Annotated in this window: 18 protein-coding genes; 12 read left to right on the forward strand and 6 right to left on the reverse strand. The window is 62.3% G+C overall.

Going from position 1 to position 20,124, the window contains the following annotated elements; all coding sequences use genetic code 11:
- Nucleotides 1-3: 3 nt before the first annotated feature.
- From H1S03_RS14620 to H1S03_RS14650, 7 genes are all read left to right on the forward strand, one after another.
- Complete coding sequence (locus H1S03_RS14620; protein ID WP_185805057.1) at nt 4-1,101, forward strand: branched-chain amino acid ABC transporter permease; 1,098 nt, start codon at nt 4-6, stop codon at nt 1,099-1,101.
- The gene (locus tag H1S03_RS14625; RefSeq protein ID WP_166191710.1) at nt 1,098-1,862 is read left to right on the forward strand and encodes an ABC transporter ATP-binding protein; all 765 of its coding nucleotides are present in this window, start codon (nt 1,098-1,100) and stop codon (nt 1,860-1,862) included. The genes H1S03_RS14620 and H1S03_RS14625 overlap by 4 nt, the downstream gene beginning before the upstream one ends.
- Nucleotides 1,859-2,644, forward strand: coding sequence for an ABC transporter ATP-binding protein (locus H1S03_RS14630; protein WP_185805058.1), 786 nt, complete (start codon nt 1,859-1,861; stop codon nt 2,642-2,644). The genes H1S03_RS14625 and H1S03_RS14630 overlap by 4 nt, the downstream gene beginning before the upstream one ends.
- The gene (locus H1S03_RS14635) at nt 2,635-2,805 is read left to right on the forward strand and encodes a hypothetical protein (RefSeq protein WP_166191705.1); all 171 of its coding nucleotides are present in this window, start codon (nt 2,635-2,637) and stop codon (nt 2,803-2,805) included. The genes H1S03_RS14630 and H1S03_RS14635 overlap by 10 nt, the downstream gene beginning before the upstream one ends.
- Nucleotides 2,802-4,604, forward strand: a complete 1,803-nt coding sequence (locus tag H1S03_RS14640; RefSeq protein WP_185805059.1) for an AMP-binding protein — start codon at nt 2,802-2,804, stop codon at nt 4,602-4,604. Before H1S03_RS14635 ends, H1S03_RS14640 begins: the two co-directional genes overlap by 4 nt.
- A 47-nt stretch (nt 4,605-4,651) precedes the next feature.
- Nucleotides 4,652-5,812, forward strand: a complete 1,161-nt coding sequence (locus H1S03_RS14645) for an ABC transporter substrate-binding protein (protein ID WP_185805060.1) — start codon at nt 4,652-4,654, stop codon at nt 5,810-5,812.
- A 224-nt stretch (nt 5,813-6,036) separates the two neighbouring features.
- Complete coding sequence (locus tag H1S03_RS14650; protein WP_185805075.1) at nt 6,037-6,684, forward strand: thermonuclease family protein; 648 nt, start codon at nt 6,037-6,039, stop codon at nt 6,682-6,684.
- An 83-nt stretch (nt 6,685-6,767) separates the two neighbouring features.
- Here the strand turns inward: H1S03_RS14650 and H1S03_RS14655 are convergent, their stop codons facing one another.
- Nucleotides 6,768-8,795: an ASKHA domain-containing protein gene (locus H1S03_RS14655; protein WP_185805061.1), complete on the reverse strand. Its 2,028-nt coding sequence runs from the start codon at nt 8,793-8,795 to the stop codon at nt 6,768-6,770.
- A gap of 209 nt (nt 8,796-9,004) precedes the next feature.
- On the opposite strand from H1S03_RS14655, the gene H1S03_RS14660 reads away from it, so the two are divergent.
- The gene (locus H1S03_RS14660; RefSeq protein WP_185805062.1) at nt 9,005-10,378 is read left to right on the forward strand and encodes an NAD-dependent succinate-semialdehyde dehydrogenase; all 1,374 of its coding nucleotides are present in this window, start codon (nt 9,005-9,007) and stop codon (nt 10,376-10,378) included.
- A 151-nt stretch (nt 10,379-10,529) separates the two neighbouring features.
- Nucleotides 10,530-11,423, forward strand: a complete 894-nt coding sequence (locus H1S03_RS14665) for a transglutaminase-like domain-containing protein (RefSeq protein ID WP_185805063.1) — start codon at nt 10,530-10,532, stop codon at nt 11,421-11,423.
- A gap of 3 nt (nt 11,424-11,426) precedes the next feature.
- Here H1S03_RS14665 and H1S03_RS14670 read toward each other — a convergent pair whose 3' ends face one another.
- The 3 genes from H1S03_RS14670 to H1S03_RS14680 are packed head-to-tail and all read right to left on the reverse strand — an operon-like array spanning nt 11,427 to nt 13,644.
- Nucleotides 11,427-12,383: a methyltetrahydrofolate cobalamin methyltransferase gene (locus H1S03_RS14670; protein ID WP_185805064.1), complete on the reverse strand. Its 957-nt coding sequence runs from the start codon at nt 12,381-12,383 to the stop codon at nt 11,427-11,429.
- Between the two features lie 19 nt (nt 12,384-12,402).
- Entirely contained in the window at nt 12,403-13,323 is a 921-nt protein-coding gene (locus H1S03_RS14675; RefSeq protein ID WP_185805065.1) for a methylenetetrahydrofolate reductase, read from the reverse strand.
- 24 nt (nt 13,324-13,347) lie between these two features.
- Nucleotides 13,348-13,644 carry a virulence factor gene (locus H1S03_RS14680; protein WP_166194138.1) on the reverse strand — a complete coding sequence of 99 codons (297 nt, stop codon included), beginning with the start codon at nt 13,642-13,644 and terminating at the stop codon, nt 13,348-13,350.
- 203 nt (nt 13,645-13,847) lie between these two features.
- Between H1S03_RS14680 and metF the strand changes: the two genes are divergently transcribed.
- Complete coding sequence (gene metF, locus H1S03_RS14685; RefSeq protein ID WP_185805076.1) at nt 13,848-14,723, forward strand: methylenetetrahydrofolate reductase [NAD(P)H]; 876 nt, start codon at nt 13,848-13,850, stop codon at nt 14,721-14,723.
- 70 nt (nt 14,724-14,793) lie between these two features.
- Here the strand turns inward: metF and H1S03_RS14690 are convergent, their stop codons facing one another.
- Nucleotides 14,794-16,470, reverse strand: coding sequence for a mechanosensitive ion channel family protein (locus H1S03_RS14690; protein ID WP_185805066.1), 1,677 nt, complete (start codon nt 16,468-16,470; stop codon nt 14,794-14,796).
- A 131-nt stretch (nt 16,471-16,601) separates the two neighbouring features.
- On the opposite strand from H1S03_RS14690, the gene H1S03_RS14695 reads away from it, so the two are divergent.
- Complete coding sequence (locus H1S03_RS14695; protein WP_185805067.1) at nt 16,602-17,738, forward strand: Ppx/GppA phosphatase family protein; 1,137 nt, start codon at nt 16,602-16,604, stop codon at nt 17,736-17,738.
- Entirely contained in the window at nt 17,738-18,466 is a 729-nt protein-coding gene (locus H1S03_RS14700; RefSeq protein ID WP_185805068.1) for an RlmE family RNA methyltransferase, read from the forward strand. The genes H1S03_RS14695 and H1S03_RS14700 overlap by 1 nt, the downstream gene beginning before the upstream one ends.
- 7 nt (nt 18,467-18,473) lie before the next feature.
- Here the strand turns inward: H1S03_RS14700 and H1S03_RS14705 are convergent, their stop codons facing one another.
- Nucleotides 18,474-20,117 carry an ABC transporter substrate-binding protein gene (locus H1S03_RS14705; RefSeq protein WP_185805069.1) on the reverse strand — a complete coding sequence of 548 codons (1,644 nt, stop codon included), beginning with the start codon at nt 20,115-20,117 and terminating at the stop codon, nt 18,474-18,476.
- Between the last annotated feature and the right edge of the window lie 7 nt (nt 20,118-20,124).

The raw sequence follows: 20,124 nt of genomic DNA on the forward strand, positions 1-20,124 counted from the left end.
GTCATGCGGGTTCATTTCAAACGCTCCTACGATGAGGATATCCGCCTGTTCGAGGATTGGCGGCGCATGGCGAAATACGCGGTGTTGCTGGCGATCATGATCGCGCTGCCTGCGCTGGTCTCCGGCTATTTCCTGGGTGAGGTCACGCTGGTCCTGATCTATTGCATCGCGGGTATGGGCCTGATGGTTCTGGCGGGTCATACCGGGCAGATCAGCCTGGGTCACGCGGCGTTCATGGCCATCGGCGCATTCAGCAATCTGTGGTTCATGGATCAGGGAATGCCGTTCCTGATCGCGCTGCCGCTGTCAGCAATCTTTACCGGTGTGGTCGGCGCCATCGTGGCGCTGCCGATCCTGCGCCTGTCGGGCATCTATCTGGCCATTGCGACCCTCGCGCTCAGCATTATCGTCGAGGATATCGCGATCATAGCCGAGCCTTATACCGGCGGCGTCGTGGGCGTGTTCGCACCGCCGATCGAGTTCTTCGGGACCATGGTGGACCGCTACGGCACGCCGAACCTGTTCTACTGGATGTGCCTTGCTCTGGTGGTGCTGGTCACGCTGGGCTACGCCAACCTGCTGCGCTCCGCGACCGGGCGATCGTTTCTGGCGGTGCGCGACAGTGAGGTATCTGCCCGCGCGCTGGGGGTGAACGTGACGCGGACCAAGGCGCTGGCGTTCGGCCTGTCCTGCGGTGTCACCGGGATTGCGGGTGCGCTCTACGCGCATTTCGTTCAGGTCGTGAACTATGAGAGTTTTCTGGTCCTGCTGTCGATCAACCTGCTGCTTCTGGTGGTGATCGGCGGGCTGGGGTCGATCCACGGCGCGTTCTTCGGGGCCATTGTCGTGGGGCTGCTGCCGCAGGGTCTGTCGATCCTGCGCGACTTCCTGCAAGGGACGGTGGGGCTGGATATCTCGGCCTATCCGGGTCTCGACACCATGGTGTTCGCGGTCATCATCATCGGCATGGTGATCTACGAGCCGCTGGGGTTGTACGGCTTTTACATGAAGGTCAAGACGCAGTGGCAGCTGTTCCCGCTGGCCCGGCGCGACATGTTCCGCCGCTCGAAATCCTATCTCAAGACGGAGCGGTTGCGATGAGCCTTTTGAGTGTAACCGATCTGGCCATCCACTTCGGTGGGGTAAAGGCCGTGGACGGCGTGTCCTTCGATGTGCAGGCGGGTGAGGTGTTCACCATCGTCGGGCCGAACGGTGCCGGGAAATCCACCATCTTCAACCTTATCAGCCGGTTCTATCAGCCAACCCATGGCAAGATCGTCTTCGATGGGGAGGATATCACCGCCACCCCTGCGCACCATATTGCGGAACTGGGCATCGCGCGGACCTTTCAGAATATCGAGTTGTTCGATCATTCCACGGTGCTGCAAAACCTGCTGGTCGGCGCTCATACCAAGCGTAAGGCGACATGGGTGGAGGACGTGCTGCATCTGCCGCGCACCCGCTCGAATGAGCGTGAGGCCCGGCGCGCGGTGGAGGAGATCATAGATTTCCTCGACCTTGCTGCCTATCGCGACAAGATGATCGCGGGTCTGCCCTACGGTGTGCGCAAGGTGGTGGAGATCGCCCGCGCGCTGGCCTGCGAGCCGCGCCTGATCCTGCTCGACGAACCGGCCTCCGGACTCAGCGTGGAGGAGACGAACGACATGGCGTTCTGGATCGAGGATATGAAAAAGGACCTCGGCCTGACGGTCCTGATGGTCGAACATGACATGAGCCTCGTCTCCGCCGTGTCGGACCGGGTTCTGGCCGTGGTGGAGGGAAAGCCGCTGGCGCTGGGAACCTCGGCCGAGGTGCAATCCGATCCGCGCGTGATCGAAGCCTATCTGGGAACGGCGGCATGAACGTGCAAACACCTGAAAATGTCATGGAAGTCCGCAATGTGGAGACGTTCTACGGCCCGATCATGGCCCTGCGCGGCGTGTCCATCGACGTGCCGAAGGGCAAGATCGTCACCATTCTTGGCGCGAACGGCGCGGGCAAGACAACGTTGATGAAAACCGTCTCGGGCGCGCTGGACCCGGAGAAGGGCACCGTCTCGTTTCTGGGGGAGCGGGTGGACGGGCAGGAGCCGGACCAGATGGTGCGGCGCGGTCTGGCCCATGTCCCCGAGGGGCGCGAGGTGTTCCCGTTCCTGAGCGTCGAGGAAAACCTGAAACTGGGCGCCTATACCCGCCGCGACCGTGAGATCGGGGCCGATATCGAGATGTGCTATCAGTACTTCCCGATCCTCAAGGAACGCCGGGCGCAACAGGCCGGTACGCTATCGGGCGGGCAGCAGCAGATGCTGGCCATCGGGCGGGGCCTGATGGCGCGCCCGAAGCTGATGCTGCTGGATGAACCCTCGCTGGGTCTGTCGCCGCTGCTGGTGCAGGAAATCTTCGGCATCATCCGGCGGTTGAACGAGGAGCAGGGCGTCACCATGCTGCTGGTCGAGCAGAACGCCCAGATCGCGCTGAACACCGCTGATTATGGCTATGTGCTCGAAATCGGTCGGATCGTCATGGCCAACGACGCGAGCGTGCTGCTGGCATCCGAGGATATCCAGGAATTCTACCTCGGCGGCGGGCACGGCACGAAGCAGCGCGATCAGAAACGGTGGAAGAGGAAAAAGACATGGCGGTAAGCTGGCGTCAAAGGGCGCTGATCGGGCTGATTGTCCTGTCCTTCTATGCCTCCGTCGCGGGTGAGACGCAGGCCGTGCAGATCGCCGCATCCATCGTGACATTCGTGCTGGCCGTAATCCTGTACCTGGTGCATCGCAACGAAGAAGAGGACGAGAAGTGAATCAGCTTTCGCTCCCCAAACCCATTCTCATTGATGGCGCGGATACTGTCGTCAAACTCTGGGCCGCGAAATGTGCGGAACGCGGCGACACGACGGCCCATCGCGAGAAGGATTTCGGCATCTGGCAGGCCTATAGCTGGTCAGACTGGTACGACCGGTCGCAGGCGATCGGCATGGGCCTGATCGAGCTTGGCCTGACGCGCGGCACGCCTGTGTCCATCCTCAGCGAGGACAACAAGGAGTGGCTGTATTGCGATCTGGCAATCAGCGCCGCCGGCGGCATTCCCAGCGGTGTCTACACCACCGACAGCGCGGGCCAGCTGGAATACCTCATCAACGATTCCGGTTCCGCATTCCTGTTCGTCGAGAATGATGAGCAGCTGGACAAATACCTCGAAGTGCAGGACCGCGTTCCAACCATCGTCAAGGTTATCGTGTTCGACCCCAAGGGGTTGCGCGACTTTTCTCACCCAAAGGTGATGTTCCTGTCAGACCTGTACGACATTGGTGAGAAGGCACCTGACGCCGCGGAACGTTTTCGGATCGAAATCAACGCGTCGCAGCCCGAAGACACCCGGATGCTGATCTACACATCGGGTACGACGGGCCCGCCCAAGGGGGCGATGATCTCCCACTCCAACATGTTGTATCAGATGTGGGCCGGCCAGCAGGTGCTGAGGGTGGATCCCAAGGATGAGCAACTTTGCTTCCTGCCGCTGTGCCATGTGTTGGAGCGGATCGTCTCGGTCGAGTTTCCCATCGCCGTGGGGTCCACCGTGAATTTCGCCGAAAGCCCCGATACCGTCTTTGACAATTTGCGTGAGGTCTCCCCACATGTTTTCACCGCCGTTCCGCGGTTGTGGGAGAAGATCTATTCCCGTGTGCTGATCATGCGGTCCGAGGCGACACCTTTCGGTCGCTGGGCCTTTGATCGCGCGATGGCCAGCGGTGCCGCGAAGCTGGAGGGCAAGGGCGGCGCGATGCACGCGGTCTGGGATTTTCTGGTGCTGCGCAATATTCGACAGATGATCGGATTTGATCGCAATCGACGCTCCAACACGGGGGCGGCGCCCATCTCCCCCGATCTGATCCGCTGGTACGGCGCGCTCGGCGTGACCTTGCTGGAGGGGTACGGCATGACCGAAACCTCGGGTGTCGCCTCGGTCAACGTGATCGGTGACAACCGCATCGGCACCATCGGATGCGCCTTGCCCGCCACCGAGTTGCGCATCGCGGAGAATGGCGAAATCTGCCTGAAGGGGCCGAATGTCTTCAAGGGATACTGGAGAAAGCCCGAGAAAACGGCGGAGGATATCCGCGACGGCTGGCTCTATACCGGCGATGTGGGGCGTATCGGCAATGACGGTGCCATCACCATCACCGGCCGGGTCAAGGACATCATCATCACCGCCGGTGGCAAGAACATCACCCCGGCGGAGATCGAAAGTCGATTGAAGTTCAGCCCCTACATCTCAGACGCGGTGGTGATCGGGGATCGGCGCAAATACCTGACGGTGCTGATCATGATCGACCAGGAAAACGTCGAGAAATACGCGCAGGACCATCAGATCCCGTTCTCGGATTTCGCATCCCTGACGCGGGCACCGCAGGTCGTGGATCTGATCGACGGTGTGGTGCGAGAGGTGAACACGCACTTCGCGCAGGTCGAGCAGATCAAGTATTTCCGCCTGATCGACATCCTGCTGACGGCGGAGGATGACGAGTTGACGCCGACGATGAAGCTCAAACGCGGCTTTGTTGAGAAGAAACACGCGGCGCTGATCGACCAGATGTATTAACTTAGAAAAATGACGGGAAACCCGCATTTCCATGGGAGGAAACCAGAATGAACAAGGTATTAGCGGCCCTTGCGGCCACCACGATGATCGCAACTGGGGGCAATGCGCAGACCCGTGGCGTAACCGACGACGAAATCGTCATCGGGGCGTTTCAGGATCTGTCCGGCGGTTTTGCGGCCTTCTCCGTTCCGGCGGTCGAGGCGGCGCATCAGGTGTTTGAGGAGGTCAACGAGGCGGGCGGCATCCACGGACGTCAGATACGCTATGTGGTCGAGGATCACGGCTATCAGGTGCCACGCGCCGCGCAGGCCGCGAACAAGCTGGTGAACCGCGATAACGTCTTTGCCATCCTGCTCAGCCTCGGCACACCGCACAACCTCGCCGCGTTTCGCGTGATGGATCCGGCGGGCGTGCCATCGGTATTTCCGCTGACCGCAGCACGGCAGATGATCGAGGGGCCGGAGGAGCTGCGCTATGTCGCGACGGCCTCCTACTACGATGGCGTGCGGGCCGCGACGGGGTTCCTTGTCGAGGATCAGGGGCTTGAGAAGCTGTGCTCGATGTATATCCCCTCGGATTTCGGTGAGGAAATTCATGAAGCTACGGTGGATGAGGCTGAGGCGCGGGGTGTCGAATACACCGCTGAGACCACCCACCGCCCCGACGAAAGCGACTTTACCGGGGCGCTCGCGCGCTTGCGTGAGGCAGGATGCGAACTGATCACCCTGGCGCTGACAATCCGGCCAACAATCACCGTGGTGGCGACTGCGAAGCAGATGGGCTGGGACGACGTGCGGTTCCTGACTTCCTCCGCCGGGTTCCACACGGCCATTGCGAAGGTTCCGGGCGGCGTGACGGATGGTCTGTACGCGGGCGCGGGCTGGCAGGATCTGGAATCGCGGATCGACAATCCCGAGGTCGCGGAATGGGCCGAGGTGATGACCGAGCGGACGGGCGAGTTCCCCGGAACCGGTGCCTTGCTGGGCCAGTCCGCCGCGCTCGGCCTGGTAAACGCACTGAAGGCTGCGGGGCCTGACCTGACGCTGGAAAGCTTCACCGCCGGGATGGAATCTCTGGACTACGACGATGCGATCGCGGGCAACCGCATGCAGATGGGTCCGGGCGACCACGCGGGGTCGGAGGAGATCTACATCTCGCAAATCCAGAACGGTGCCTGGGTCACGGTGGATTCCGTCGAATCTGACTGATCCATTTCAAACGACTGCAACGGCCCGCCTATCTGCCGGCCGTTGGCGTTTCGGGCGTTAACTTTTTAGAAAGAGGGGGGCTGCGCTGCAGCTGGCAGAGTTAAGGGTTGATCGAAAGCTGCCGAACTAAGCGACAATACTGAAAAGACAAAGGTCGTCCGGTGGCATTGATTGTTCTTCCCGTATTTGGAAGATGGTATCCGTCATCTTTTCATGTTTTAAGTATGACAGCTACCAAGATCAAAGGACAGGTGAACGTGGAAGTTTTGCTGATTGTCGGATTGCTGATTGGTATTCTCGCCTATGCAGCACAGCTCAATACCAATCATCGAAAGACCACGAGCAGTACCCAACCGGATCGTGTGGATAAGGTCCCCAGCGAACCTCGTTCAGGACCTGAGGCATATTCAGAATCGTTCGATGCCGCAGAGGTCGTTCCCGAACCATCCAAGCCGACCCTGAGAGGTGCAGCTTACGTCGTGGATGGAGACACCATTGTCATTCAGAAAACGCAGATCCGCCTGTTCGGCATCGATGCGCCGGAGATGAACCATCCTTTTGGCAAGAAGGCAAAATGGGCGCTGGTTTCGATGTGCAAAGGTCAGACTGTCGAGGCAGTGGTATCTGCTGAAGACGCGCATGGACGGGTCGTTGCTCAATGCACCTTGCCAGATGGCCGCGATCTTTCGGCGGAAATGGTGAAGCAGGGTCTCGCGATAGACTGGCCAAAATTCTCGGACGGGAAATACCGATCGATGGAGGTTGCCGGAGTGCGCAAGAAACTGTGGCTCGCCGATGCACGTCAAAAGGGGCATATGCACGTCTGGAAAAGGTTCGAGGCAGCGCAGGCTGCAAAGGCAGGCAATCGGTAGAAGAGGTTTGTCGTCAACCGATACTGACCAGTGTATCCATAGCATCGCTCAATTGAATAAGGCTAACGCGCCCCTCTTAAGACTCACCCCCGCCGCCGTCGTCTTCTCCCCCCATCTTCGCCGTTTGTGTTGAAACTTACGTCGGGTAGTGGGGCTATCTTGCGCAGTTTCGTATAGGGCTCCGTCGCGTGGGGGATGTTGCTGGCGGCGACGAAGTGTTCCTGGAACCTTGGTTCGACGGCAGTTTCGACCTTCACGATCTTGCGGACGTTGGCTTCGACCTCACGCCGGGCGGAGACGTTGAGCAGGGCGATGCGCGCGCCGGTACCGGCGGCGTTGCCGGCGCTCGTGACTTTTTCAACGTCGCAATCGGGGATCATGCCCAGCACCATCGCGTGCATGGGGGAGATGTGGGCCCCGAATGCGCCCGCCAGGACGACGCGGTCCACCTCGTCAACGCCCATCTGATCCATCAGCAGGCGGGCCCCGGCGTAGAGCGCGGCCTTGGCCAACTGGATCGCGCGGATGTCGCCATTGGTGACAGTGATGCGGGGGGAGGTGCCGTCGCCCTCGAACAGCACGTATTCGTGGGTGCGGCCGTTGGCCACGCAGCGTTCCGTTCCCGTTTGCGCGGCGGATCCGATCAGGCCGCCGGGATCGACGAGGCCCGCCATGCGCATCTCTGCGATCGCCTCGATAATGCCGGAGCCGCAGATGCCGGTGATGGTGCCCGCCTCGGCCATGAAGCCATCCTCGTCGGACCATTTGTCCGACCCGATGACGCGAAAGCGCGGCTCCTTGGTCACCTTGTCGATCTCTACCCGTTCGATGGCGCCGGGGGCGGCGCGCTGGCCGGACGAGATCTGCGCCCCCTCGAAAGCGGGGCCGGTGGGGGAGGAGCAGGCGAGGACCTTTTGCGTGTTGCCCAGCAAGATCTCGGCATTCGTGCCGACATCCACGATCAGGACCAGATCTTCGGATCGGTGCGGTGCCTCGGACAATGCGACGGCGGCGGCGTCGGCCCCGACATGGCCCGCGATGCAGGGCAGGATATAGACGCGTGCAGAGGGGTGCACGTCGAGGTCCAGTTCGGTGGCCAACAGGCTCATGCTGTCCGACGTGGCCAGCGCGAAGGGGGCCTGGCCCAGTTCCACCGGGTCGATGCCCAGCAGCAGATGGTGCATGACCGGATTGGCCACGAAGACCGCCTCGAAGATCAGGGCAGGGTCTATCGCCGCCTCCTCCGCTACGGTGTTGATGAGAGCTTGCAGCGCGGTGCGCACGGCCTTGGTCATCTCGACCGCGCCGCCGGGATTCATCATGGAGTAGCTGACGCGGCTCATCAGATCCTCACCAAAGCGGATCTGCGGGTTCATGATGCCCGAGGAGGCGAGCACCTTGCCCGTGCGCAGGTCGCACAGATGCGCCGCGATGGTGGTCGAGCCGAGGTCGATGGCAACGCCGTATAGCGTCCCCTCATAATAGCCGGGCCAGACATGGACGATGCGCGCCTCATCCGGACCATTGCCCTGATAGACGGCGACCGTGACCTTCCAATCGCCCTTGCGCAGGGCCGGTTGCAGCTGCTGCATGATCCGCAGGTCGCAGGTGGTGCCCGGCAGATCCCACTGCTCGGCCAACGCCTTGGACAGACGCTCCAGATCGCCGGAGGGTTCGTGCATGTCCGGCGCGTCCACCTCGACGTAGTAAAGCCGGGTGGCGGGGTCGAGCACGATGTCGCGGGTATCGGCGGATTTGCGCACGACCTGTTTGTGGACCTGGCTCTCGGGCGGAACGTCGATCACCACGTCCCCCTCGATCAGCGCCTGACAGCCAAGCCGCCGTCCGTCGATCATGCCGCGGATCGACTTGTAGCGTTCCTCGACCGAGTTCCATTCGCTGAGCGCGCCCGGGCTGGACGTGATCCCGTGTTTCGAGAAATCACCGAAGGACGGGGCCACCTGACATTTGGAGCAAATGCCACGCCCGCCGCAAACGCTGTCCAGATCGACGCCCAGCTGGCGGGCCGCGTCCAGCACGCGGGTGCCGGTGGGAAAGGTGCCCCGCTTGCCGGAGGGGGTGAAAATCACGAGAGGGTCGGTTCTGGACATATCGCACGCCTTTACTGTGTTGCTGCCTTGTTATGACAGGCGCGGTTCAGGGGAAAGGCGCAAGCCGTCGCACAGTTGGGGAAACGCGACATTCGCTCCACGACAGAATGCGTCCTTCGCTGCGGGCCACAGCGATGTGATCGCTGGGTTTTGGAACGCCGCGCGGGCCGGGGCGTTCGTTCAGCAGCTATTAAGGAAAAGGACATTTCATGACCCAGACGATTACGACGATCAATCCTGCGACCGGCGCGGAACTGTCCCATTACGACATGATGACCGGGGATGAGGTCAACGCCGCCATCGCCGCCTGTCACACCGCGTTCGAGGCGTGGAGGGATCGCCCGGTGGCCGAACGGGCCGAAGTGATCCGCGCCATTGGCGGTGCCCTGCGCGCGCGCAAGGATGAACTGGCGGAGTTGATGACGGCGGAAATGGGCAAGCTGGTATCTCAATGCCGCGATGAAATCGAGTTGTGTGCCGGTATCTGCGACTGGACGGCGGAGCAGGGGCCCGATGCGCTGGCCGACGAACACCGCGATCTGGTATCGGGCGGCAAGGGGATCGTGCAATACGCCCCGATCGGCGTGATCTACGGCATCCAGCCGTGGAATTTCCCGTGCTATCAGGTGGTGCGCTATTCCATCGCCAATCTGATGGCGGGCAACTCTGTGCTGCTGAAACATGCCGCGAACGTCACCGGATCGGGTGAGATGATCGCCGAGATCTATCGCGCGGGCGGTTTGCCCGATGATCTGTTTACCGTGCTCAGGATCAGCCACGATCAGTCCAACGATGTGATCGAGCATGATCTGGTGCGTGGTGTCACCCTGACCGGCAGCCCCACCGCCGGCCGCACCATCGCGGAACGCGCTGGCCGGGCCTTGAAGAAGACAGTGTTGGAGCTTGGCTCCAACGACGCCTATGTCGTGCTGGAGGATGCCGATATTTCGAAGGCGGTGACGCAATGCGTTCTGGGCCGGGTTTATAACAACGGTGAGACTTGCGTCGCGGCAAAACGGTTTATCGTGGTCGATGCGATCTATGACCGGTTCCGCGAGGCTTTCGTTGAGGCGATGCAAGCCGTCGAATACGGCGATCCGATGAGTGATGAGGCCCGCATCGGCCCGATGGCGCGCAAGGATTTGCGCGACGATCTGCACGAGCAGGTGGAACGCTCCGTCGCGGGCGGTGCCAGTATCGCCTGTGGTGGTCAGGTTCCCGACGGTCCGGGCTATTTCTATCCCGCAACGGTGCTGGAGGATGTCCGCCCCGGGCAGCCCGCCTATGATGATGAGTTGTTCGGACCCGTTGCCGCCTTGATCCATGCGAAGGACGAGGATGACGCGATGCGCATCGCCAATGACAGCCGGTTCGGTCTGGGGGGTGCGATCTTCTCGGGCGATCAGGACCGGGCGATCGAATTGGCCAGGAAGTTCGACACCGGGATGGTGTTCATCAATGGCTTCGGCCTGGCTCAACCGGACATGCCGTTCGGCGGCGTGAAGGATTCAGGCTATGGCCGCGAACATGGCGGCTTTGGCATGAAGGAGTTCGTCAACGCCAAGGGTATCTCGCTTATGTGAGGTAGCCGGGCCGCGACGAAGGAGAGGCGCGCTCCCGTCCGGGCGCGCCTCTTCGCATGTTTGAGCCATGTTTGGTGTGGGCCTCCCCTTCGGGGCAAGCCGCCCCATATGAATCATTAACTTATCATACATCCGATGAAAGGTTGTCGCCATGCTGATCCGTGTAGGATTCGAAATCGATGTGGAAAGCGCCCCTCAGGTGCCGATGCTGCTGGCGCTGTCCACTCACGGTGAATTGACGAACCGGGTGATCGGCCACGATACCGTGCGGGTGGAGCCGTTCACCCCGTCGGAGGTCTATTACGACCGCTTCAACAACCGGATCACCCGCATCGTGGCCCAAGGTGGCACGACCCGCTTGTGGTCCGATTCCGTGATCGAGGTTTCAGGCGCACCTGACGAGGTCGATCCCACCGCCTGGCAGATCGACGTGCAGAACCTGCCGCATGAGGTGCTGAGTTATCTGGTGCCCAGCCGCTATTGCGACAGCGACAACCTGACCGCCGCCGCGTGGGAGAATTTCTCCGGCTACCTGCAGGGATGGGCGCGGGTGCAGGCGATCACCGATTTCGTGCACAACCACATCGCGTTCGGCTATCAGTTCGGGCGGACGAACAAGACAGCCTCGGACGTGTACCGGGAGCGTACGGGGGTCTGCCGCGATTTCGCGCATCTGGCGATTGCGCTCTGCCGTGCGATGAACATTCCCGCGCGCTATGTCAGTGGCTATCTGGGCGATATCGGCGTGCCCTATCAGGGCGCGGGCGATTTCTGCGCCTGGTTCGAGGTCTATCTGGGCGGGCGCTGGCTGACGCTGGACGCGCGCTATAACACGCCGCGCATCGGGCGGGTGCCGATGGTACGCGGTTGCGATGCTGCCGACGTGGCGATGATCACCTCGTTCGGGGAGCATAAGCTGACCTATTTCCGGGTCTGGACCGATGAGGTTCAGGGCGCGCCGAGTGATGCGGACGTGCTGGCGATGTTGCAGACGCGCCCGCAAGGCGCGCCGCTGGTCTATCCATCCTCGGGCCGTGTTGCCTGAGCGTTAGGCGGGCCGCCGTCGCCGCCCACCCGTGCGCCGGCCCCGTGCGCCGGCCTCAACCTCACCCTCGGCCAGCTTGGGCTTGTTGGCGCGGATCCATTCGGCCCCGTTGGGATCGTTGTTCATCAGGAAGTTGGCGGCGCGGATCGCCTCCATCTCCTGCGGGCGGACGGGGTTCATGATGGCGGAGGTCATGCCCGACGCAATGGCCATCGGCAGGAAGGCCGCGCCCAGACCGTGCCGGTTGGGCAGGCCGAAGCTGACATTCGACGCGCCGCAGGTGGTGTTCACGCCCAACTCGTCGCGCAGACGCCGCACGAGGGAGAAGACCTGAAGCCCTGCCGTGGCCATCGCGCCGATGGGCATCACCAGCGGATCGACAACGATGTCGTGGGCGGGAATGCCGAAATCGGCGGCACGCTCGACGATCTTTTTCGCCACAGCGAAGCGGATGTCGGGATCCTCGGAAATGCCGGTATCGTCGTTCGAGATGGCGACGACGGGCACGTTGTATTTCTTGACCAGCGGCAGAACCAGTTCCAGCCGCTCCTCCTCCCCGGTGACGGAGTTGAGAAGGGGGCGGCCCTCGCATGCCTCCAACCCGGCCTCAAGCGCGCCGGGGACGGAGCTGTCGATGCACAGCGGCACATCCACCAGCGTCTGAACACGACGGATCAGTTCGGGCATCAGCAGCGGCTCGACGAAATTGTTGTCGGCATAGCGGGGATCGGAGGCCATCTTGTTGGTGAATACGGCACCCGAATTGATGTCGAGCATGGTGGCACCGCAGGCGACCTGCTCCAACGCATCGCGTTCAACGGTGGAGAAATCGTCCATTTCCAGCTCCGCCGCCAGCTTCTTGCGGCCTGTGGGGTTGATCCGTTCCCCGATGACGCAGAACGGCTGATCGAAGCCGATGATCGCGGTCTTGGTCTTCGATTCGACAATGGTTCTGGTCATTTGAAAACGTTCCTTGAAGTCAGGCAGTTGCGGTATGCGCGGTCGGTTGGCCGTGCATCTGTGTGTACTCGGCAGTCCTTGTAATGCCACCGAGCGGGAAAAGATGCACGCTTTCGATCCCGAAACCGGGATTTGCGGCCTTGTGGACGGCCAGATCGGTGAGGATCTCATCCGGGGTGAAGGGCAGGACCAGCTTGGTCAGGTCGGCGGCGCGGCGTTGCAGCACCCGCAGGGACGGACCGACGCCGCAAGCGAGGGAGAATTTGATGAGGGTTTGCAGCTTGGCCGGGCCCGCGACGCCGATATGGATCGGCAGGTCGATCCCCTCACCCTGCAAGCGGTCGGCCCAGTCGATGACCGGTTGCGCCTCGAAACAGAACTGCGTGGCGATGGCCATGCGCGCATCCGTCCGCTCGGAAAACGCCTGCTTCCAGCGCAGCGCGTCCATGACATTGGCGTCGGAGCCGTCGGGGTCGATGTCCTTGTTGCCCTCGGGATGGCCGCCCACATGCAGGCGGTCGAATCCCGCCGCGTCGAACAGCCCGGTTTCCATCAGGTCCATCGAGCAGTGGAAATCACCGAGCGGGGCCTCGACACCACCGGCCAGCAGCAGCGCCTGGTGCACGCCGGTATCGGCGTAGCGCGTGATCCAGTCGGACAGCATGGCCCGATCCGCGATGATCCGCGCGGGGAAGTGCGGCATAGCGGTGAAACCCTCATCCACCAGACGTGCGGCGGTGGCGACCATATCCTCGATCGGGGTGCCGTCGATATGGGCGACATAGACGCGGGTGGCGGGGGGCAGGATGGCGCGGAAATCGTCGATCTTCTGCGCCGTGCGGGGCATCACCTCGATCGAGAACCCGTCGAGCAGCGCCGCCACCGAAGGATTGACAGGCGTCTCGGGCTTGCGCCGCATGAAGGACAGGATATTGCTCATAGTCGTCTCCGCCGAAAAAGGCGCTCAGGCCTTGCCACCGTTTTCGATCAGAGTGATGAGGCGGGCCTTGTCATATTCGGCGTCGAGGCGCGATGCCTCGGCCGCCGCGATATCGGCCTGATCGCCATCGAGCGGGTATGGGTCGGCCTTGCGAAAGCCAGCGAGGTAATCGTCACTGCCTGCGGCACCGTCCTTCATCGCGGCGCGGTCAATGGCCTGCTCGAACCGTTCGGGCAGTTGCACTTTCGCGGCGCGACGACCCTTGCCCACGATGACTTGCGCGGGAATGTCACGCCAGTAAACTATGGTCACATCGGGCATGGGGGCGTCCTCATCTCTGATCTGTTCAACCGTGATAGCGGTCGGCGGGGCGACGGTGCGCATCGGCGCGACGTTGAATGCGCCTTTTCCGACATGATGGCGGTCGAAACGGGCCAAGGCTCCGGCGTGGGTCGCATTTTCGTCTTGTTGCGTCGCATATAGTGCCCTAGGTCAGAGGGCAACACGTGTTCACGGGAATAATTATCATGCGTCCGACCCTGTCATTCGAGTTCTTTCCCCCGATGTCGCCTGCGGCAAATCTGAGGTTGTGGACGAGTGTCGAGCGTCTGGCGCCGTTGGGGCCGAAATTCGTTTCCGTGACCTATGGTGCGGGTGGGACCACACGCGCGCGCACCCGTGCGGCTATCGCTACGATCCGTGAACGCGCCCGGCTGGATGTGGCGGGCCACCTGACTTGCGTCGGGGCCAGCCGTGCCGAAACGCTGGACGTGGCGCGCGATTTCGCCAAACAGGGCGTGCGCCGGATCGTCGCGCTGCGCGGGGACGCGCCCAAGGGGGCGGAGAAGTTCGAGCCCCATCCCGACGGCTTCGTTTCCGCCGCCGAACTGGTCAGCGCCCTGCGTGACGAAGGGTTCGACGAGATTTCCGTCGCGGCCTATCCCGAAAAGCACCCCGAGGCGCAAACCCCCGATGCCGATATCGAGAACCTGAAGCGCAAGCTGGACGCGGGCGCCACCGATGCGATCACGCAGTTCTGTTTTGATACGGAGACGTTCTTCCGCTTTCGCGATGCGGCGGCGAAGGCCGGGATTACCGCGCCCATCGTTCCGGGCATCCTGCCAGTCGAAAACTTTGCCAAGATGAAGAATTTCGCGGGCCGTTGCGCCGCGACCGTTCCCGCATGGATGGATGCGGCCTTCGGCAATGTGCAGACCGAGGAGGAAAGCTATCTTCTCAGCGTGTCCATCGCGGCGGAGCAATGTTCCGAGATGATGGCGAACGGTGTCGAGCACCTGCATTTCTACACGCTGAACAATCCCGACCTGACCTTCGATATCTGTACCGCGCTGGGGATTGAGCCGGTGGCAATGCAAGGCGTCGTCGGCGGCACGGCTTAGGCCGGTTCTCGTCAGGCGATAGCGCAGCTTGATCCCCGCATTGCATTGCAGGGACATTTGTGCCCGCAGTTCAGTCGAAGGCCTGCGTCGATGCGCCGTTCTTACTGGAATTCTCGCTGACATCGCGGACACGCTCACGTGGCCACCACTCGGGATGTTCGTCGCGAATGTAGGCCAGCATTGCCTCCCTCAGACGGGCGTGCATTCCCCACGCGGCGGAGGGGTTGGGCGCCATGGCGTAGAACGTGACCTCCATCCCGTTTTCACCATGACCCAGGACAAGGGTCTTGATCTGTCCCGGTTCGGTCACGTCCTCGTCCGCGCGGGCAATCTCATCGAACTTGTCGCGCAGCATATCGACATCGGCCACATGATCCAGGCGCAAGGTAAAGGTCCGCACCATGCGCGCGTCCTGCATCGACCAGTTCTCGAACGGATGCGAGATGAAGTATTTCACCGGAACGATCAGTCGCCGCTCATCCCAGGTGCGCAGACGCAGATAGGTGTAGAAGATCGCCTCGACATAGGCCCAGTTGCCCTCGTAAAGCACGGCGTCACCGATGCGCACCGGCTTGGCGAGCGCGATTTGCAGCGAGGCGAGGATGTTGCCCAGCACCGTCTGACCGGCGATGCCCAGGATCACCGTCAACACCCCGGCGGAGGCCAGAAGCGACAGCCCCAGCGAGGCGAACAGGTTCAACTCCGACAGCACCAGCCCGATGCCGATGGCCACCGTGATCAGCAACACGATGCGGCGCACCGCGTAGATCGAGGTGTAGAGCTGCCGCTCATCCTTGCTCTGCGCATCATCGATATCGCCGACATAACGCTCCGTCACCTTATCCAGCACGGCGTCGATGGCGCGCAGGGCCGCCATGGCGACGCCGACGACCATCGCGATAATCAGCGCCGGTGACACGAGTGAGGAGATCGGGCCGGAGAATGAGATCGTCGTGGCCAGAAGCGTCTGCGCCAGTCCCGCCCCCGCGACGATGCCCAGCGGCATCGCAGCCCGCGACAGCAACCATTTCGCCGGGGTCCATCCGAACATCGTGGAGACATGACCGACGATCCGGTAGACGATATATCCGCCCAGCACCGCCATGCCGGCAATCAGCGGGAACCCGAGCCATTCCCATATCCGCAATCCGCCAAGCCGTTGGCGCAGCGATTGGGGCAGGTATTCCTCGAACCAGCGGGGGCCGTATGCCTCATAAAGGCGGGGAATTGCCTCGACCGTCTGGGGCGTGAACAGCCAGACGGGATCGCCCTCCTCGGTCTTGACCCGATAGATGCGGATATCGACGGTCCTGTCACCGACTTCGAGGATTTCCAGAGAGATGTTCCGGCGCGGCTTGCCCACCATCGGATTGGAATTCGCGCCATCCTCGATCATCGCATCGGGGCGCGAGGAGATCGACGACCAGCGCAGCCATACCTCACGGAACAGCACCTCCGACAATTGCCTTGCACGGATTTCGCCCAAGGCCGCGCGATTCTCCTCCGGCAGGCGCGACAGGTCGAGCATATGCATGGCCAGATCAGCGCGCCCCGCCTCGGTCAGATCGACGAAAGCGGCGAGCATGTCGCGCGGCGTGGACCGGTCCAGCGCGTCGGGTGCGTCCAGTCCGGCATTTACGTCCTCGACGACATACCACCGGTCGCTGACATCCTCCGACTGGGGCAGTGCGGGAACGGCGAGGGCCAGAAGCAGGAAAAGGGCGGAGAGGAAACGTGCAAGATGCATATTTGATCCCGGATCGGTGAAGGAAGCGTGACAGCAGGGCGGGCTTGCCTTGCAGGTGCAGCAGTGAAACGATAAATCAAGAAAGTGTCCGGCGTATTGTGTGAGGCACCAGTAAAGGAGCACCTCCCCACATGCGCGCGCAAGGCCAATCCCATAACCGCAAGAGCGCGCGCGGCAGAGGCTTGGATCGACCGGGGCGCACGACCGTGCAGGATCGTCCGCTATATGCGGCGCTCGATCTGGGCACAAATTCGTGCCGGATGCTGATCGCCGCCCCGCAGGATAGCAGCTTTCGAATCGTGGATGCGTTTTCGAAGTCGGTGAAGCTGGGCAAGGAGCTGGAGCGGACAGGTGCCTTGTCACAGGCCGCCATCGGGCGAACCCTGGGTGCGTTGCAGGTCTGTGCCACGAAATTGCGCCGCCACGGCGTGAAGCGGTTCCGGCTGGTCGCGACGGAGGCTTGCCGCCGCGCCAGCAACGGTGACGATTTCCTGAAGCAGGTGACGCGGCAGACCGGGCTGAAGCTGGAACTGATTGATCCGGCGGAGGAAGCACGCCTCGCCGTCGTTTCCTGCGCCCCTCTGGTCGATCCTGCCGCATCGCAGGTTCTGGTCATAGATATCGGTGGCGGGTCCACCGAACTGGTCTGGCTGGATATCGGCGACGTTCCGCCGGGGGAGCGGCGCGCCGCGATCATGAAACTGAAACTGGCGCGCAAACGCGGCAACGACGTGGCATCGGCCATCGGCGGCCTGCGCGTGGTGGACTGGATTTCCGTGCCGCTGGGTGTGGCAACGCTGCATGAGCGGTTTTCCGATGTCGAGGATCGCCGATCCCGCTTCGCATTGATGAGCTGGTATTTCGAGGAGCAGATGGCCGAGTTCACGCCCTACATAGATGCGGAACTTCCCGACTACCTGCTGGGTTTTCAGATGATAGGTACTTCGGGCACGGTGACGACAGTGGGCGCGGCGCATCTGGGCCTGACCCGATATGACAGAACCGTCGTGGATGGGATGAGCCTGACAGGTGACGAGATAAACACCGTGATCGACGGATTTCTGGGGCAGGGGTTCCAGAATCGCATCGGCAAGCTGGGCATCGGTCTGGACCGGGCGGATCTGGTGATTTCCGGTTCCGCCATCCTTCAGACGCTGCTGCGCATCTGGCCCACCGATCGATTGAGCGTGGCGGACAGGGGTCTGCGCGAGGGAATGCTATACGCGATGATGAGCGCCGACGGCGTTCTGACGCAGGAGGAGGGCTGATGCCCACGAAAAAGCCGGGTGGCAACACGTCGGGGCGTGGAACACGCGACCTGCACGTCAAGGTAAAAACCGCCAAGGGCCGCAAGATCAGTTCGAAGCTCTGGCTGGAGCGACAGTTGAACGATCCCTATGTCATCGCGGCGCGCCGCGACGGCTATCGCGGGCGCGCGGCCTACAAGATCCTGGAACTGGACGACAAGTTTCGTTTCCTGGTGCCGGGGGCGCGGGTCGTCGATCTGGGCTGTGCGCCGGGCGGCTGGACCCAGGTCGCGGTGCGGCGGGTGAACGCGCTGGCCGATCGCAAGTCGAAATTGCAGGGCACGGTGCTGGGCATCGACCTGCAAGTGGTCGATCCGATCCCGGGCGCGGAAATTCACGTCCTCGATTTCCTGGAGGAGGACGCGGACGCGAAGGTCAAGGGCTGGCTGGGCGGTCAGGCCGATGTCGTGATGTCGGACATGGCGGCCAGTTCCTCAGGTCACAAGCAGACCGACCACCTGCGCATCATCGGGTTGTGTGAGGCCGCAGCCTATTTCGCCATCGACGTTCTGGACGAGGGCGGAACCTTCGTCGCCAAGGTCTTGCAGGGCGGGGCGGAAAACGACCTGCTCAACATGCTGAAAAAGAACTTCACCAAGACGATGCACGTCAAACCGCCGTCGTCACGATCCGACAGTTCGGAAAAGTTCGTCATCGCCACCGGGTTCAAGGGCCGCGCCGAGGATTGAGCCGGGATCATGGCCCTTCGTCCAACCATGTTTCGTTGAGGTACATCTCCATCAACGGGTGGGCGCCGTAATTGCGCACGCGCGACGTGCTGTGGGTGAAGATTGAGCGCCAGTAGGGCTGGATGATAACGCCGGAGGCCTGCAATGTCCGCTCGATCTCGGCCATCAGCAGACGGCGGCGGTCCGCTTGCGGTACCGCAAGGGCGGCGTTCAACAGTTCGTCGAATGCGGGATCGGAATAACCCGTCTCGTTCCACGCCTCACCCGTGCGATAGCCGAGCGCCAGGTTCTGCACCCCCAGCGGGCGATGTATCCAATCCGTCGTGGAAAACGGATATTTCGTCCAGTTCCGGGCAAAGGCCGAGTTCGAGATGATCGTGCGTTTGACCTTGATCCCCGCATCCAGCAACTGCGCGGCAATCGCGTCTGAGGTCATCGTACGCCAGTCGCCATCGGTTGAGATCAGCTCGAACGTCGTGTCCAGATGACCGGCCTGCACCAGCATCGCGCGGGCGCGCGCCGGGTTCGAGGTGATCGGCGTCAGCTGCGCATATTCGGGGTGCATCGGCCCGACATGGTGGTTTTCCGCGACCATGCCGTAACCATGATGCCCCAGTTCCAGCACGACAGCGTTGTTCACCGCCAGTTGCAGCGCGTTGCGCACGGTCCGGTTGTCATAGGGCGGATGATTGACGTTCATCCGCGCCACGATGGTGGCGGCAGTGTCGACGCGCGAGCGGACGAACCCGGCCTCATCCATTTGCTGCACGAATTCGGATTGCGTCTGGTCGTTGAGGTCCAGATCGCCCGCGACAAAGGCCGCGACCTCTTGAGTCTTGTCGGTGCCGAAATCCGTGACTTCGATCCGGTCGATATAGACCTCCGGTCCCCAGTAGTCGCCAGCGGGCCGCTTCTGAAACACCGCCGCGCGGCCGGGGCGCAGGTCGGTCATCAGATAGGGGCCGGTGCCGATGGTCGCCTCACTCAGCGGGGTGGAGCCGTCGAATGAACGGTGCACAATCATCGCGGGATAATCCGACATGCCCGGGATCAGCGTGATGTCGGGGCGCGGCAGGTTCAGCCGGATCGTGTGATCATCCACGATCTGCATCACGCCGTCGGCCAGCGTGTCTGTCGTGGGGTCGATCAGCGTACCCATGCGCGCCGCCATCGAATTGCCGGGCACCCGCCGTTCGCACCAGCGGCGAATGTTGTGAGCGACGTCGCGCGTGTCAAAGGGGGAGCCGTCCGACCAGCGCACGTCGCGGCGCAGGTGTAGCATATAGACGGTGGCATCTGCGTTTGCCTCCCACCGCTGCAACAGCATCGGGCGGAAGGTCAGGTCACGGTCGTAGCGGACCAGTGTTTCGAGCATCTGACGGGTCAGATTGCCCTTGTCCGGCCAGTCGAACAGCCGGGGATCGTCCAGCGGCATGACGTTCATCGACACGCGCAGGATGCCGCCCATGCGGCCCGGTCGCTCCTGCGCGGCCGCAGGGGTCGCGCCGATCAGGCCATAGGCCGCCGTTCCCGATACGCCCAACGCGGTTGCCGTGGCCAGAAACTCCCGCCGGGACAGGGTTCCGGCTCGGGTCTGCATGGCAAGTTCTACCGCGCGGGGGTGCAGGGCAGCCTGTGGTCGGACGTGCATCGCGATT

This window comes from Pontivivens nitratireducens (assembly GCF_014235845.1).
GTDB lineage: Bacteria > Pseudomonadota > Alphaproteobacteria > Rhodobacterales > Rhodobacteraceae > Pontivivens > Pontivivens nitratireducens.

Coding starts and splice junctions, on each gene's coding strand:
- H1S03_RS14650 (WP_185805075.1), top strand. CDS start 6,037: ATGACAGCTACCAAGATCAAAGGACAGGTGAACGTGGAAGTTTTGCTG.
- H1S03_RS14700 (WP_185805068.1), top strand. CDS start 17,738: ATGCCCACGAAAAAGCCGGGTGGCAACACGTCGGGGCGTGGAACACGC.
- H1S03_RS14630 (WP_185805058.1), top strand. CDS start 1,859: ATGAACGTGCAAACACCTGAAAATGTCATGGAAGTCCGCAATGTGGAG.
- H1S03_RS14645 (WP_185805060.1), top strand. CDS start 4,652: ATGAACAAGGTATTAGCGGCCCTTGCGGCCACCACGATGATCGCAACT.
- H1S03_RS14675 (WP_185805065.1), bottom strand. CDS start 13,323: ATGAGCAATATCCTGTCCTTCATGCGGCGCAAGCCCGAGACGCCTGTC.
- H1S03_RS14695 (WP_185805067.1), top strand. CDS start 16,602: ATGCGCGCGCAAGGCCAATCCCATAACCGCAAGAGCGCGCGCGGCAGA.
- H1S03_RS14680 (WP_166194138.1), bottom strand. CDS start 13,644: ATGCCCGATGTGACCATAGTTTACTGGCGTGACATTCCCGCGCAAGTC.
- H1S03_RS14625 (WP_166191710.1), top strand. CDS start 1,098: ATGAGCCTTTTGAGTGTAACCGATCTGGCCATCCACTTCGGTGGGGTA.
- H1S03_RS14670 (WP_185805064.1), bottom strand. CDS start 12,383: ATGACCAGAACCATTGTCGAATCGAAGACCAAGACCGCGATCATCGGC.
- H1S03_RS14620 (WP_185805057.1), top strand. CDS start 4: ATGCGGGTTCATTTCAAACGCTCCTACGATGAGGATATCCGCCTGTTC.
- H1S03_RS14655 (WP_185805061.1), bottom strand. CDS start 8,795: ATGTCCAGAACCGACCCTCTCGTGATTTTCACCCCCTCCGGCAAGCGG.
- H1S03_RS14665 (WP_185805063.1), top strand. CDS start 10,530: ATGCTGATCCGTGTAGGATTCGAAATCGATGTGGAAAGCGCCCCTCAG.
- H1S03_RS14690 (WP_185805066.1), bottom strand. CDS start 16,470: ATGCATCTTGCACGTTTCCTCTCCGCCCTTTTCCTGCTTCTGGCCCTC.
- H1S03_RS14635 (WP_166191705.1), top strand. CDS start 2,635: ATGGCGGTAAGCTGGCGTCAAAGGGCGCTGATCGGGCTGATTGTCCTG.
- H1S03_RS14660 (WP_185805062.1), top strand. CDS start 9,005: ATGACCCAGACGATTACGACGATCAATCCTGCGACCGGCGCGGAACTG.
- H1S03_RS14705 (WP_185805069.1), bottom strand. CDS start 20,117: ATGCACGTCCGACCACAGGCTGCCCTGCACCCCCGCGCGGTAGAACTT.